At 65.8% G+C, this 15,704-nt stretch carries 9 protein-coding genes; 3 read left to right on the forward strand and 6 right to left on the reverse strand.

Translation table 11 applies throughout. The features are described 5' to 3' along the window. Positions 1 to 10 precede the first annotated feature (10 nt). Entirely contained in the window at positions 11 to 1,243 is a 1,233-nt protein-coding gene (gene zigA / locus FHS82_RS09705; protein WP_166951722.1) for a zinc metallochaperone GTPase ZigA, read from the reverse strand. A 203-nt stretch (positions 1,244 to 1,446) separates the two neighbouring features. Between zigA and FHS82_RS09710 the strand changes: the two genes are divergently transcribed. Both FHS82_RS09710 and FHS82_RS09715 read left to right on the forward strand, forming a co-directional pair. After that, positions 1,447 to 2,550 (forward strand): enoyl-CoA hydratase/isomerase family protein, encoded by a 1,104-nt coding sequence (locus FHS82_RS09710; protein ID WP_166951725.1) that lies wholly within the window; start codon positions 1,447 to 1,449, stop codon positions 2,548 to 2,550. A gap of 77 nt (positions 2,551 to 2,627) precedes the next feature. Continuing rightward, a complete protein-coding gene (locus tag FHS82_RS09715) occupies positions 2,628 to 3,386 on the forward strand; it encodes a sulfite exporter TauE/SafE family protein (RefSeq protein WP_166951729.1) in 759 nt (252 codons plus the stop codon). Between the two features lie 80 nt (positions 3,387 to 3,466). On the opposite strand, the gene FHS82_RS09720 is transcribed toward FHS82_RS09715, so the two are convergent. Further along, positions 3,467 to 9,064, reverse strand: coding sequence for a 3-keto-alpha-glucoside-1,2-lyase-like domain-containing protein (locus FHS82_RS09720; protein ID WP_208394177.1), 5,598 nt, complete (start codon positions 9,062 to 9,064; stop codon positions 3,467 to 3,469). Between the two features lie 298 nt (positions 9,065 to 9,362). On the opposite strand from FHS82_RS09720, the gene FHS82_RS09725 reads away from it, so the two are divergent. Next, complete coding sequence (locus tag FHS82_RS09725) at positions 9,363 to 10,046, forward strand: UTRA domain-containing protein (RefSeq protein WP_208394178.1); 684 nt, start codon at positions 9,363 to 9,365, stop codon at positions 10,044 to 10,046. Between the two features lie 33 nt (positions 10,047 to 10,079). Here FHS82_RS09725 and FHS82_RS09730 read toward each other — a convergent pair whose 3' ends face one another. From FHS82_RS09730 to FHS82_RS09745, 4 genes are all read right to left on the reverse strand, one after another. Next, on the reverse strand, positions 10,080 to 10,442 hold the full coding sequence (locus tag FHS82_RS09730) for a tRNA-binding protein (protein WP_166951731.1): 363 nt from the start codon (positions 10,440 to 10,442) through the stop codon (positions 10,080 to 10,082). 155 nt (positions 10,443 to 10,597) lie between these two features. After that, positions 10,598 to 13,753: an efflux RND transporter permease subunit gene (locus FHS82_RS09735; protein ID WP_166951734.1), complete on the reverse strand. Its 3,156-nt coding sequence runs from the start codon at positions 13,751 to 13,753 to the stop codon at positions 10,598 to 10,600. 11 nt (positions 13,754 to 13,764) lie between these two features. Further along, positions 13,765 to 14,979: an efflux RND transporter periplasmic adaptor subunit gene (locus tag FHS82_RS09740; protein WP_166951737.1), complete on the reverse strand. Its 1,215-nt coding sequence runs from the start codon at positions 14,977 to 14,979 to the stop codon at positions 13,765 to 13,767. A gap of 96 nt (positions 14,980 to 15,075) precedes the next feature. Then, entirely contained in the window at positions 15,076 to 15,696 is a 621-nt protein-coding gene (locus FHS82_RS09745; RefSeq protein WP_166951739.1) for a TetR/AcrR family transcriptional regulator, read from the reverse strand. Positions 15,697 to 15,704: the final 8 nt, after the last annotated feature.

Here is a 15,704-nt window from a genome sequence, read left to right on the forward strand (position 1 = left end):
TTGTGGCGCCTCACATGGCGTCGGGCTGTCCCCAGCGCGGGAATGGGTCGGGCAGGTCGCGATAGCGGGACGGCTCGAACGCCGTCGCATCCGCCGCGCCGACGAGGCAATCGTCGAGTGCGGCACGGATGGCGGTCTCGTCCATGCCGGTGCCGATGAACACCAGTTCCTGCCGCCGGTCGCCCCAGATCTTGTTCCAGTGGCGGCGAAAGTTCTCCCGCCATTCAGGATGATCCGGCCAGTGCTGCCGCGGGATCGCCGCCCACCAGTATCCCATGGCGGAAACGCGCGCGACCGCGCCAGCAAGCGAGAATTCGCCCACCCAGCGCGGACGGGTGGCAAGCCAGAAGTGACCCTTGGCGCGGATGAGGCCCGGCCAGGTGCGGTTGATGAAGGCGTTGAACTTTTCCGGGTGGAAGGGCCGTCGCGCACGGTAGACGAAGCTTGCGATACCGTATTCCTCCGTCTCCGGGACATGGTCGGCGAAGCCGTAGAGTTCCTTGAACCAGAGCGGGTGTTCCTGCGCTTTTTCCTCGCTGTAGAGGCCCGTGTCCAGCACCGCGCCCAGCGGCACGCGGCCGAAGTCGGTTTCCACCACACGCGCATCCGCGTTGAGCGACTTCACCACGCTGCGCACCAGCGCCAGTTGCGCGGGCGGGATGTCCGACACCTTGTTGAGCACGATGACGTCGGCGAATTCGATCTGCTCGACCAGCAGGTCGACGATGGTGCGCTCGTCCGTTTCGCCGTTGCTCTCGCCCCGTTCACGCAGGAAATCGTTGGAGCCGTAGTCCCGCAGCAGGCTTGCGGCGTCCACCAGCGTCACCATCGTGTCGAGGCGGGCGATGTCCGACAGGCTCTCGTCGTTCTCGTCACGGAACGAGAACGTGCTGGCGACCGGCAGCGGCTCGGCGATGCCCGTGCCCTCGATCAGCAGGTAGTCGAAGCGCCCGTCTCCGGCGAGGCGGCGCACCTCCGTCAGCAGATCGTCGCGCAGGGTGCAGCAGATGCAGCCGTTCGTCATCTCGACGAGCTTCTCCTCGGTCCGGGACAGGTTGCTCCCGCCCTCGCGCACGAGATCGGCGTCGATGTTGACCTCGCTCATGTCGTTGACGATCACCGCGACGCGCCGGCCCTCGCGGTTGTTCAGGATGTGGTTGAGCAGCGTGGTTTTTCCGGCACCCAGAAACCCGGACAGGACGGTGACGGGGAGCCGCGTGTCGCCCCGGTTCTTCTCCAGCATCATGACCTCGATATGTAATGTTATATTATTGCATAATTTAATCCTTCCAGACCGATGCCGTCAATCCGGTTCGGCAAGGCTTTGCGCGGGGGCGGTTTCGTCCAAGGCGGTTCTGCGGATTTCCCCATAGGCGCGCGCGCCGATCCGTGCGATGTGCAAGAATGCAGGAACCGGAAACCGACACGCCACATACGGACATCGACATGCCTTTGACGGACAACAATCAGGCCGACGCCCAAGCGCGGGATGCTCACGTGCAGATCGGCCGTTCGGGAACGCTCGGACGCATCCACCTCAACCGCCCGAAGGCGCTCAACAGCCTGACGCTCGACATGGTGCGCCTCATCGCGGGCGCGCTCGACAGCTTCGAGGACGATGCGCAGGTCGCCGCGGTGCTCATCACCGGCGAGGGGGAGCGCGCCTTCTGCGCGGGCGGCGACATCCGCGCCCTCTATGACGGCGGGCCGGAGAACAGCGCGGCGGGCCGTCAGTTCTGGCGCGAGGAATACGTCGTCAACGCGCACATCAAGCGTTACGGAAAACCCTATATCGCCTTCATGGACGGGATCGTCATGGGCGGCGGCGTCGGCGTGTCGGCGCACGGCAGCCATCGCATCGTCACGGACCGCACGCGGCTCGCGATGCCGGAGACCGGCATCGGCTTCTTCCCGGACATCGGCGGCACCTGGCTGCTGTCGCGCGGCCGGGCGGATGCGGGCACGCGCGAGATCGGCACCTATCTGGCGCTCACCGGCGAGCAGATAAACGGAGCGGACGCCATCCATGCCGGCCTCGCGGACTATCTGGTGCCGGCGGCGCGGTTGGCCGCCCTCGTGGAGAGCCTGTCCGCGCTGCCCGCCACGGCGGATGCCGAAGCGGTGGCACAGGCCATCCGGATGCTGGCCACCGCTGGCGAACCCGGCCCGGTGGAACGGCACGAGACCGAGATCGATGCGGCCTTCGCCTTTGACGCGGTGGAGGAGATCGTCGCCGCGCTCGTGGCATCCGGCAGCGAATTCGCCCGCAAGACGCTCGCCACCCTGCAGACGCGCTCGCCGACGAGCCTCAAGCTGACGCTGAAGCTGCTGCGCCTCGCGCGCAACGACGCCAGCCTCGAACAGACGCTGGAGCGCGAATACGCGGCGGGGGCCGCGGTGCTCGCCGGGCACGAGTTCTATGAGGGCGTGCGTGCCGCCATCGTCGACAAGGACCGCAACCCGCGCTGGAATCCGCCCACCCTCGACGCGGTGAGCGACAGCGGCCTCGCGCAGTACTTCGTCCCCGCGCCCGAGCGCGTGTTCTCCTGAGTCAACTCTCCCGCGCCGCCGCTGAGCCTGTCGGGCCAGCGGCGACGCCATTCGTTTCTCTCGTCGGGACCCGGCGCATGCCGCAGGACAACGTGTTTTTTCTGGCGGCCTGCGTCGCCTCGTTTCTGGTTGGCCTGTCCAAGGGCGGCCTGCCGCTCATCGGCATGCTGGCGGTGCCGACACTGGCGCTGATCATGCCGGCGTTCCAGGCGGCGGCGCTGCTGCTGCCGATCTTCGTCTTCACGGACGCCATCAGCATATGGCTCTACCGCCGCCATTTCAGCCGCCGCAACCTGCTGATTCTCGTCCCCGCGGGCCTCGCCGGCGTGCTGCTCGGCTTTCTGACGGTCGCGGCCGTATCGGACGCCATGGTCGCGCTGATCGTGGGCGGGGTCGGTCTCGTGTTTTCCCTCAACTCGTGGCTCAAACGCGGCGTCGAGATGCCGCCCCGCCCGGCGGATGTGCCGCGCGGCCTGCTATGGGGCACGGCCGCCGGCTTCACCAGCTTTCTGTCGCACGCCGGCGGGCCGCCTTATCAGATTTATGTCCTGCCGCAAAAGCTCGACAAGCTGACCTTCGTCGGCACGACGACGATCGTCTTCGCCGCGATCAACGCCGCCAAGGTCGTGCCGTTCTGGATGCTGTCGCCGTTGTCCGGCGACCAGTTGCGACTGGTGGCATGGCTGCTGCCCACAGCCATCCTCGGCGCGGTGGCCGGCCGGCGGGCGCTGAACGTCATCCCGGAAAAGACCTTCTATGCCCTTGTCGAGGTGGGCCTGTTCGTGGTGTCGCTGATGCTCTGCTACACCGCCATCGCGGATTTCGCCAGCCGCTGACTCCGCCCTTACAATGAAAAGAAAAGGCGGGGCACTTGCGTGCCCCGCCGATGTCTTGTCGCTGGATCAGGCGTCTGCCGTCAGCCCACGAGGTCGTAGCCGACGATCTGGCCGAGGTCGCGGATCGCGGTCGTGCCCACCAGGTCGAGTTCGACCACGTTCTCGATCGACAGATTGCCCTCCGCCATGTTGTTCACCGTGCGCAGGCCCGTGGGGTTCAGCATCGTCAGCGCGTTGCTCAGCCCGTTGATGTTGCCCGTGCGGTCGCCCGTCTGCACGACATACCAGTTGTCGTCGAAGCGGAACGCCGCCACGCTGTTCTGACCCATCACGCTCGCCACGTAAGTCGTCGCCAGCGCCACGTCGTTGGTCAGCGAACTCAGCATGTTCGAGATCGTGTTGGTCAACACGCCGTTGGTGAACGCCTGCGAGGTGCCGCGGCCGCTCGCCTGCTGGTGCACGCCGAGGCCGTCGAACGCCAGCTTGTCGCCTTCGCCGATGTTGAAGTCGGTGACGAGGTCGATCTGGCGCGCGCCGGACTGGTCGGCGGCATCGAACAGGAAGGTGTCGGCGCCCTTGCCGCCGGTCATGACGTCACGGCCGGCGCCGCCCCGGATGACGTTGTCGAAGGCGTTGCCGGTGAGCGTGTTGTCGCCCGCGCCGCCGAAGAGGCTGCTGTCCTTCGCGGCGTCGAGGAGGGTGCCCTGCTCGATGTTGTCGGGCAGGACGACGGTGGCCTTCTCGCCGTCGTAGAACACGCGGTCGATGGCGTTCGTGCCGAGGTCGGCAACCAGTGCGTCGGCATCGTACAGGTAGATGTCGTTGCCGCCGAACTGGTTCTTGACGATCTCATAAGGCGACAGGACCTGATGCGCGGCCGAGACGTCCGACCAGGCAAGGGCGTTGCCGGCGGCGTCGGTGATGGCGACGTCCTGCGCAAGAGCGAGCGCGAGCGAACCGCGGCCGACGACGCCGGTGACGGTGACGGTCCAGGTGCTGCCCTCGCCCTCGACCTTGTCGATGGCGTAGCCGTCCTTGAGGCCGGTGGCGATGAGCGCGAAGTCGGCCGCGTCGACGTCCTTCACAGCCTCGTCGAAGGTGACCTCGAACACCACCGTGTCCGCACCCACGTCATCGGTGAGCGCGCGGATGCCGGCAATCGTCGGCGGCGTCGTGTCGGCGGGCGCCTGGCCCTCCAGCTTCTCGACGCGGATGTCGTCGAAGCTCACACCCGCGCTGTCCCAAGAGAACAGGCCGATGGTGCCCTTGGTCTGGGCGCGATCCTCGATGGCATAGGCGAAGAGCGCGTCGCCGTTGAGATAGGCCTGGATTTTGTTGTCGAGCACTTCGACGCGCAGGGTGAAGGCCTCATTCGGCGTATACTTGGCCGGGAACTGATTGAGGTACTTCTCGACGCCGTCCTTCACCTGAATGAGCTGGAACAGGCTGCCGGCGCCATTCGAGGGCGAGCGGTCGTAGTCGCCGTTGGCGTCAAGCTCGACCTTGTAGTAGTTGTTCGCGTCCTGATAGTAGACGAGCAGGCCGAGCGCACCGTTATCCGGTGACTTGATGGTGGCCTGGACAGCGTAATCGCTCCATTCCTTCGCGTCCGCGTCGTTATAGAGCGCGTAGGTGCCCTTGCGCAGCACGTTGACGCCGTCGCCGTGGGGGCTCCAGCCCTTCTTCCACGGATCGCCGTTGCTCGCGCCGTTCCAGGTGAGCTGCCGGCTGGAAAGGTTGCTGAGCTGGACGAGTGCGCCGTCGCGCAGCTCCCACTGCGAGGACTTGCCATCCAGGCCCACGCCGCCGAACTCGCCCTCGTCGACGATGGTCCACGCGGTCGTCGCGTTCTGCGTGGAGAAGTCCTCGGCGAGCAGCAGCCTGTCGCCACCGACGACGTCGACCTTGACGGTGTCCGTCGACGAGTTGCCCGCGCGATCCTGCACCGTCAGCGTGAGCTTGTGCTGGCCGGTGGCAAGCTCCACGGCAGCCGTCTCGCCGCCGGCGAGGATCTCGCCCTTCTCGTTCGTCCACAGATAGCTGACGATGTCGCTGAGGCCGTAGGCACCCTTGGCGGAGAGCGAGACCCATTCCTTGCCGTTGCCGTCTGCGTCAAAGGCGCGGGCGTCGTCACCGGCGTGGGCCGTGAGCGTGACCGCGTTGACGGTGACGTTGTCGAACTGCGAGCTGCGCTGGTTGTCGGAGAAGAAGCCGACGGTGCCACCGGTGAACGGGGCGCTGTCCTTCACGACGCCGAACAAGTCCCGATCGTCCAGGAACACGCGGATTTCATTGCCGGTGACGGCGACCTTGACCTGGAAATCCCGCGTCCACGGCGTGCCGCCGTGTTCGCTGGCCAGCACGGTCTCGACACCGTCCTTCACCTTGACGAGCGAGCGGCTGTTCGTTTCCGCGTCGAACACGACACGGTAATGATTCTTGGCGTCCGTGTAGTAGAACACGACGCCGATGCCGTCGTTGTCCGTGGTCTGCAGGGTCGACTCGAAGACGTAGTTCTTCCAGCCCTTCGCGGCCGCGTCGTTCCAGACGATGATGTTGTCGGCGCTGTCGGACTGCTCGAAGAGGCGGCCTTCGGGCGCGGCCTGGCCGTCAGCCGCATCCGCACGGGAAGCCACGCTACCCTTGACGCGGAAGTTGCCGGCGTTCGAGCCGATGGTGGTGGCCGTCGCGATGCCGTTGCCGAAGTCGTCGTTCCAGGCGGGCGTGCTGAAGTCGATCTGGATGGAGAAGTCGGAAGGCTTCGCGCTGACGATGCCGCCGGCCTTCGCGCCGCCCAGAGCGCCGATTTCGCCCGCCGTGAAGATCTTGTCCGTCATCAGGACGCTCGACACGTAGGCGTTGGCCGTCTCGCCGTTCTCGTCGGCGAAGAGCAGCAGGCCCTTGCTGAGATCGATGGCGTAGCGGCCGTGGTTGCCACCGGACTGCACCGTATCGCCGACATAGTTGCCGTCGATGTACTTCTTGATGCGCGTCTGGCTGCCCTCGTTCTCGATGGTAAAGGCAACGCGATGCCATTCGTTGAACGTGAAGCCGCCTTCGTAGTCGCCGTTGATGCCGATGCCGGAGCCGAATTTCAGGAACAGCTCCGCGTCGCTTCCGTTCGTGACGTCGGTCTGGAGGAAGGAGAACCATGAGCCGCCCGACGGAATGAGCAGGTCATAGACGAGGGAGTACGACGTCACCACCGTGCCTTCCGGCAGCGCCTGCGCGGGCTTCACCAGCACGCCCTGGCCCTGCGAGAGCTTGGGGATGAAGGAGACCGCCGCATCCGTTCCGGGAAGCTCCGGACCGGGTTCCCCCTGCCCGGCGGGCAGCTCGGGGATGGTGAACTCGGACGCCTTCTTGACCGAGGAGCCCTGCCCGAACGCCGTCGCGATGGCGTTCGTCGAGAAGTCGAGCTGGACCGACTTTCCTGCCGGCAGCGTATCAACGATGCCGCCAGCCGTCACGCCGCCCAGCGCCTCGATTTCCGCGTCCGTAAAGACCTTGTCGGTGAACAGGACGCTCGACGCATAGAGCGGCGACGTCTCGCCGTCGTTATCGGCGAAGAGATAGAAGCCGTTGTTGAGATCGAGCGTATAGCGCGCGTAGTTGCCGCCGGACTGCACCGTATCCCCGACATAGACGCCGTCGATATACTTCTTGATCAGCGTGCTGCTGCCCTGATCGGTGAAAGTGAAGGCGACACGGTGCCACGTATCGTAGCTGAAGGTGCCTTCATAGTCCCCATTGGTGCCGATGCCACCGACCGTTCCGGACTTCCTGATGAACAGTTCCGCGTCGGCATTGCCGCCGGCGGAGGTCTGCAGCAGCGCGGTATAGCCGCCGGCCGTCGCCGCGGGCACGAGGATGTCGTAAACGAGCGAGTAGGACTTGACCGTGCCGCCGTTCTCGATCTTCAGCGGAATGCCGTTCGTCGTGCCGCTGACCTTCGGAATGTAGGTGACGGGCGCGTCCTCCGTATCCGCCGGGGGCTGCGGCTGCGTGTTCCCGCCCGGCAGGGCAGGGAGCTTGAAGGAAGAGGTGGTGCCGGTGGCGACCGCGATGGCAGGCCCCTCACGTCCCCAGCCGTTGGCGTTGCCGTCGTTGAAGTTGTCCACCAGCAGCGTGTCGTCGGTGCTGACGACGACGAGCACCTCATCCGCGGAAGCGCGGCCATCGCCATCGGTCACGGTCAGCGTCAGGCGGTGCTGGCCAGCGCCCAGCGACAGCGTCGGCGTCGCCTCGGTGGCGACGACATTGCCCTGCCGGTCCGTCCACACGTAGGTGAGGTGCTGGTCGTTGGAGGGGTTCAGCGTCCAGTCGCCGTCGAGCGTCACCTCGGCCTTGTCGGCGCCGTTCGCGGCGCTGACGAACTTGTCGTTGCCGGCCTTCGCGATGGCGACGGTGTTCGGCGTGCCGAGATCGATACCGGTGTAGGTTTCTTCCTGTCCGCGATAGGGGCCGGTCAGGCCGTTGCGGTCCAGTTCTTCCTTGGTGCGGTTGTCGGCGCTGTAGTCGTCGAGCAGGGAGAAGTAGGTCGACGTGTAGAACGCATCGTTCTCGGGGTCGATGGTGACGAGGCGGATGGCGCCGTTGCCACCCGCGCTGCCCGAGCCCCCGCCGGCGTTGCCGGTGATCTCGGAGGAAACGCCGTTCTGGTAGTTCACCATCATCTGGTAGACGGGATTGCCGAACTGGTCGTAGCTGACCAGCGTCTCGGCGCCGTCACCGAAGATATGACCGGAGAAGGTGAACGTGACGTTCGAATACTTCTGGACGAGTTCACGATACATCATCTCGCCGTCGGTCGCGCGTTCCGCCGAGTTACCCAGCCCGTAATCGTAGCCGGTGCCTTCGTCATAGAGCGGCGCGCCGGTGGCGTCGTGACGCCCGGCCCAGTTCATGTAGGAGTGGGTGGTGAGGATGACGCGGTGGTCGAGATGGCCTTCGATGACCTCGCCGGCCCAGCGCACCACGTCCTCGCGGGCACCGAACTCCAGGTTGAGGACGAGCCACTTCGTGCCGTCAGGCGCGGTGAAAGTGGAGTAGGAGTTGTTGGAGAGCGTCGGCTGCTGGTCGTAGACACCGCCGAAGTGCTCGCCGTTCGCCGCCTTGAGCTGATCGATGGAGAAGTAGTCGTTGATGCGGCTGCTGTAGTAGCTGCCCGAAACGCCGTCATGGTTGCCGAGCGTCAGGCCGTAGGGAATCTTGCCGTCAAGGATGCTGAGCGCCTGCTTGGCGTAGGTCCAGTGGTCCGTGCCGTTCTCGGTGGTGATGTCGCCGACGTGGGTGACGAACTGGATGTTCAGGCTTTCCTTGTTGTCGACCAGCCACTGCGTCATGCCCTTGAAGGTGCTGACGCGGCCGGCGTTCGTGTAGTCCTGCGTGTCGGGCAGCACGGCGATCGTGTAGGCGTTCTCGCCCGCGACGCGCACGCGCACGTTTTCGGTGATGGTGGCGCCGCCGGCGTCCTTGCCCGAGATCACCAGATCGGAATAACCCAGCTCCTGCGCGTCGAGCACCAGAAGCCCGTTCTCGACGCGCGCCGCGACAGCCTCGCCCTTTTCGTTGGTGACGGTGAAGCCGGTTGCGCCCGTGCCGAAATAAGTGGACAGATTGAGTTGCTTGACCTCGTTTTCGCGGATCAGCAGATCCGGTACCTTGTTGCTCGCCATTTCCTCACTCCATCGAGAGTACGTCAGAACGGCCGGGCGTCAGCGCCGGCTGGTCTATACCAGATTGCGCATACCTATCGAAATTGCGTGACATCGGCATGACCATTTGTCTTCGGTTCTGCGTCTTCTGTATTCGTTCGCATCCGGCCGCCGGGGGCCGGGCCGAGAGACACCTTGACCGGCATCGGGCACCTCGGGACTATGGGCGACAGACAAGCTTGAGCGGGGACGTCGATGGACGCCGCGGGCCGAAAACGCGGTCCGACGGCCGGAAGGGGGTTACGTGGACGATAATTCCATGAGGGGCAGACTGCTGCGGTACATCGACACGATGAAGGCGTCGGGCGAGGTGCGCCTTCCGTCGGAGCGGCAGCTGGCGGACAGCCTGCATACGACCCGCATCACACTGCGGGAGGCACTGACGCGGCTGGAGGCGGAGGGCATCATCTATCGCGAGACCCGGCGTGGCTGGTTCATCTCGCCGGAGCGAATCGTCTACAATCCGCTGAGCAGGAGTTATTTCGACGAGATGGCCCGCAGCCAGGGGCGCGGGCCGCGCACGGAACTCATCGAAGGCGCGCTGCAGCCGGCGCCCGCCTCCGTCGCCACGCTCATCGGCCTCGACGCGGGCGCGCCGCTCATCCTCATACGCAGGGTCAGGTTTCTCGACAGCCGCCCCGTCCTCTATGTCGAGCATTACCTGCGGAACGACATCTTCAACGGCATTCTCGACGAGGATCTCACGCAGTCGCTGACGGAAATATACATGTCCAGATACGATGTGCACCTCGGCGGGTCGCAGTCATACATCAGCTCCCGCACCCTGACAGGGGACATGGCGGAACGGCTTCACGCCTCCGAGGGAAGCCCTGCCCTGCACATCGCGCGCATCAATTACGATCAGTCCGGCCGCACCATCGACTGCGATCTGGAGTTCTGGCGCCATGACGCGCTGCTGGTACACGTGAAGCCGCCGAAATGAAGCGCCCGGAGCCGGTCCGGGCGGGTGGCCGCCTCAAAAGACCACCTGTCCCAGCGCGACTTCCGAGCGGGGGCTCAGCAGGATGACGTTGCCGGCCGCGTCCTGCGCGCCGAGAATCAACACCTGCGACTGGAAGCCGGCGATGTTGCGCGGCGGGAAATTGGCGATGCAGACAACCTGCGTCCCGATGAGTGCATCGCTGGCGTAGCTGGTTATCTGTGCGCTCGACCAGCGGATGCCGAGATCGCCGAGATCGACCGCAACCTTGTAGGAGGGGTTGCGGGCACGCGGAAACGGCTGCACCTCGACAATGCGCCCGACGCGAATATCAAGCCTGGCGAAATCGTCGTATGTCACCTCGGCCTTCTGTGCCGGCGTTCCAGCCGTTTCCGACATCCGTATTCTCCCGTTCTGATTCCCCGTAACGAATTATAAAACCCGCGAAAATCGCCTCACAAGGCCAAAAGCGGGCTTCACGACAAAGAGCCCGGAAGCGGGGGCTTCCGGGCTCTTGCAATCATGTCATCCGTCGCGCGTCGCTCGGTGTGGAGTCACTCGGCGTGGGTAGGCGCTGGCTGGCTTTGCCCGTCATCGCCCGCGGACACCGGCCCCGGTTTGCTGCCGCCGAACAGGCGCATGACGCCGACGAAGAATACCGGCACGAAGAAAATGGCCAGCACCGTCGCGGAGATCATGCCGCCCATCACGCCGGTGCCGATCGCCTGCTGGCTGCCGGCGCTGGCGCCCGAGGCGATGGCCAGCGGCAGCACGCCGAGCGTGAACGCCACCGAGGTCATGATGATCGGGCGGAAGCGCAGATGCGCCGCCTCCAGTGTCGAGTCGACCAGCGACTTGCCCTCCGCGTAGAGGTCCTTGGCGAACTCCACGATCAGGATGGCGTTCTTCGCCGAGAGGCCGATGATGGCGATCAGGCCTACCTTGAAGTAAACGTCGTTGGGCATATCGCGCAGCAGCACCGCCGTCACCGAACCGATGACGCCGAGCGGCACCACCATCATCACCGCGAACGGGATCGACCAGCTCTCGTAGAGCGCCGCGAGGAACAGGAACACCACAAGGCAGCTCAGCGCCAGCAGGAATGGCACCTGCGAGCCGGACTGGATTTCCTGCAGCGACTGTCCCGTCCACTCGTAGCCGAAACCGTCCGGCAACTGTCCGGCGAGCCGCTGCATCTCGGCGATGGCATCGCCCGACGAGAAGCCCGGCGCCGCCTCGCCCGAGATGCGGATGGCGGGATAGCCGTTATAGCCGACCACCATCGCCGGCCCCTTCCTCCACTCTGCCGAAACGAAGGAAGACAGGGGCACCATGCCGCCGTTGACGTTGCGGACGTTGATGTTCATCAGGTCCGAAAGCTGCTTGCGCCTGTTCTGGTCCGCCTGCACCGTCACGCGCTGCATGCGGCCCACATTGGGGAAGTCATTGATGTAGGAGGAGCCGAGGCTGGTCGAAATGGCGTGGTTGATCTCCGCAAAGGTCACGCCGAACGTGTTCGCCTTCTCGCGGTCGATGGTGACGCTGAGCTGTGCCGCGTCCGGCAGGCCTTCGACGCGCAGGCCGGTGACAACCGGGCTCTGTGCGGCAGCGGCCATAATCTGGTCGCGCGCGGCGGCGAGCGCTTCCTGCCCCAGGCCGCCGCGATCCTGCAGGCGGAACGAGAAGCCGCTGGTCGTGCCGAGGCCCTGGATAGGCGGCGGGGAAAGAGCGAACGCGACCGCATCGCGCAGGCCGAACATCTGCATGTTCGCCCGCATCGCGATCTCCGCCGCCGAATTGCCCGGCCCGCGCTCCGACCAGTCCTTCAGCGTCGCGAAGGCGAGCGCGGCATTCTGACCGGCGCCGTCGAAGCTGAAGCCGTTGATCATAACGAGATTCTCGACAGCCTCCTCCTTGGCGAAGATGCTCTCGACGGTCTGGATAACCTCGCGCATGCGGTTGCTCGTCGCCTCCGGCGGCCCCTGCATGCTGACGATGATGTAGCCCTGGTCCTCGTTGGGAAGGAACGCCGACGGCAGCTTGAGAAACAGATAGCCGAGGCCGGCGATCAGGATCATGTAGACGATCATGACCCGCAGGACACGGCGCACCAGGAAGCCGACGATCCCCGAATAGCCATGGGTGATGCGGTCGAAGGTGCGGTTGAACCAGCCGAAGAAGCCCCGCTTCTCGTCATGGTGTCCCTTCGGCACCTGCTTCAGGAAGCTCGCGCACAGCGCCGGCGTCAGCGACAGCGCCAGCAGCGCCGAGAACAGGATCGACACCACCATCGTCAGGCTGAACTGACGGTAGATGACGCCGACCGCGCCGGGGAAGAAGGCCATCGGCACGAACACCGCCGTCAGTACCAGCGTGATGCCGATGATGGCGCCGGTGATCTGCCGCATGGCCTTGCGAGTCGCCTCGCGCGGCGGCAGCCCCTCCTCGGACATGATGCGCTCGACATTCTCCACCACGACGATGGCGTCGTCGACAAGGATGCCGATCGCGAGCACCATGGCGAACATGGTCAGCACGTTGATGGAGAAGCCCGTCACCAGCATGACCGCACAGGTGCCGAGCAGCGCGATCGGCACGACGATGATCGGAATGACGGTGTAGCGGAAGTTCTGCAGGAACAGGAACATCACCACGAATACGAGCGCCACCGCTTCAAGCAGCGTGTGGAACACCTTCTCGATGGAGACAGCGACGAAGGGCGCCGTATCGTAGGGAATGTCCCACTTGAGATTGGCGGGAAAGAACTGCGCCAGCTCCGTCATGCGCGCGTGGATCGCCTCGGACGTGGCGAGCGCGTTCGCGGTCGACGTGAGCTGCACGCCGATGGCGGCGCTCGGCTTGCCGTTCAGGCGCGAGGTCACGTTGTAGTCCTCGCCGCCCACCTCGACGCGCGCCACGTCGCGCAGGCGCACGGAGGAACCATCCGGATTGGCGCGCAGCACGATGGCGCCGAACTCGTCCGGCGAGGTGAGCTGCCCGCTCACCAGCACTGTAGCGGAGATCGTCTGGTCGATGGGATTGGGCTGCGCGCCGATGCGGCCCGCCGCCACCTGCGCGTTCTGCGCCTGGATGGCGGTGGTGATGTCGCCCGTCGTGAGCTTGAGCCCGATCATCTTCTCGGGATCGATCCAGATGCGCATTGCCCGCTCGGCGGCGAAGAGCTGCGCCTTGCCGACGCCCGGCACGCGGCGGATCTCGCTCAGCACATTGCGGGTGAGGAAGTCGCCCAATCCGATGGCGTCCGTCGTGCCGTCGGTGGAGGTCAGCGTGATCACCAGCAGGAAGCCGGCGCCCGCCTCTTCCACGTTGATGCCCTGCTGCGAGACGGCCTGCGGCAGTCGCGGCTCCACGCGGCGCACCCTGTTCTGCACCTCGGTAGAGGCGAAGTTCACGTCCGTGCCCGGCGCGAACGTCGCCGTGATCTCGACGCTGCCGTTACTGTCCGAGGTCGACTCGAAATAGAGAAGCCCCCGGACGCCGTTCAGCTCTTCCTCGATCAGCCGCGTGACGCTCTGGTAGATCTCGTTCGGGGAAGCGCCCGGATACGCCGTCGTCACCGAGATTTGCGGCGGCGCGACGTTGGGATACTGGGCCACCGGCAGCAGCGGGATGCTGATGGCGCCGGCGAGGATGAGGAAGATCGCCACGACCCAGGCGAAGACCGGGCGATCGATAAAGAAACTCGGCATGGGGACGCTCCTTACTCGCCGCTCTTCGCGGCCGCAGGGGCGCCCGCCGCCGCTGCGGTTGCACCGCCCGGCTTCCAGTCCTGCGGCGCGACCGGTGCGCCGGGACGGATTTTCTGGAAGCCCTCGACGACGACCTTTTCTCCCGGCTTCAGGCCTTCCGAGATCACCCAGCGCTCGCCGACGATGCGCCCGGCGCGGACGGGGCGCACCTCGACGACGTTGTTCGCGCCGACCACGTAGACCAGCGCCTGGCCGCCCGTGTCGCGTTGCAGAGCCTGCTGCGGCACGGCGATGGCATCCTGCTCCACGCCCTGCTCGATCTGGATGCGCACGTACATGCCCGGCAGCAGTTCGCCGTCCGGATTGGGGAACTGGCCGCGCATCGTCACCTGGCCCGTGGTGGCGTCGACGGTCGCCTCCGAGAACAGCAGCCGGCCGATGTGCCGGTAGGGCGTGCCGTCGTCGTAGAGCAGCCGCACGGGCGCCTCGGTTTCGTTCGCGCCGACGATTCTGCCCGCCTGCGCGGCCCGGCGCAGATCCAGCAGCTCGTTCACGGACTGCGTGAAATCCGCATAGATCGGGTCGAGCTGCTGAATGGTGGCCAGCACATCACCCACACCCGTGCCGACGAGCGCCCCTTCCGTGATCAGCGCGCGGCCGATGCGGCCGCTGATCGGCGCCGTCACGTTCGCGTACTGCAGATTGAGTTCGGCCGTGGAAAGCGCGGCCTTGGCGGCGGCAACATCCGCGTTCGACTGCGCCAGCGCGGCGACGCTGTTGTCCAGCGTCTGCTGGCTCGCGACGTTGCGCGCCTGCAGTTCCTTGGCACGGTCCGCCTGCTGGCGGGCCTGCAACTGGGACGCCTCGGCGCGTGCCATCGTCGCCTTCGCGCTCTCCACCTGCAGGCGGAAGGGCTGCGGATCGATGCGGTAGAGTACATCCCCTTCCTTCACGTTGCTGCCTTGCGTGAACACGCGCTCGATGACGATGCCGGAGACGCGCGGGCGCACCTCGGCGATGCGGGTCGGCGTGATCCGGCCCGGCAGTTCGTTGGTAATCGGAATGGCCTCGGCCTGCACCGTCACCACGCTGACCTGCGAGGGCGGCATCGCCGGCCGGCCACCGGCCGACTGCCCGTTGCTTTCGTCAGAGCAGGCGGCAACCCCCAGGGTCGCCAGCAGGGACATCCCGACAAAAAGGGCACGTAGAGAGGATGAAATCTGCATTCACTATTCCTGCCGTTAATCCTGAATGTCGCAAAGCCGAAAAACGATCGAGCCGGCGGCCTGACGCGCCGTAGTGCCACAAAACGCGGGACGCGACTAGCCGTCATCCTTGTCGCCGGGGACACCTTTTGGCGATGATTCGGGTGAATGGTGCAGCGCCGCACCTCCCGGCACCTGCGTTGACAGCCAGCCGATGTCGGCCAGCAACCGGTCCCACTCCTCGCCCTGCCACGGCTGGAAGCCGAACAGTTCGAGCTGCGCCAGCCCCTCGGTCGCCAGAAAGGCGAGCAGCGCACCGCGCGGGCTCGCCGACGTCTCGCACAGGCTCGCGACGATGGAGGCGTAAAGCGCCTGCACGGGCTTGCGCAGCGTGATATCCTGCGCCATCGCGGCACACAGGCCCGTCGCCACGGCGCGGTCCTCCTCCGACAGGTTCCGCACTGCCTCGATCCGGGCGCGGATGCACGAGTCGGACGACGCGGAGCCCAGCCGCTCCCGCAGGTCCTCGATCTTGCGGCAATGGTTGTCGACGCCGCGGGTGATCAGCGCGCCGACAAGCTGCTGCTTCGTCTTGAAATCGTAGAGCACGCTGGCCTTGCTGATGCCCGCCTGCCGCGCCACCGCCTCAAGCGTCAACCGGCCCGCTCCGTCGCGCAGGACAACGGCCCGCGCGGCGTCGAGCACCTGGTCGCGCGTGATTGTCCTGTGCCGGGCCATTCATGTCC

The sequence above is a fragment of the Pseudochelatococcus lubricantis genome (assembly GCF_011762225.1).
Taxonomy (GTDB): Bacteria; Pseudomonadota; Alphaproteobacteria; order Rhizobiales; family Beijerinckiaceae; genus Pseudochelatococcus; species Pseudochelatococcus lubricantis.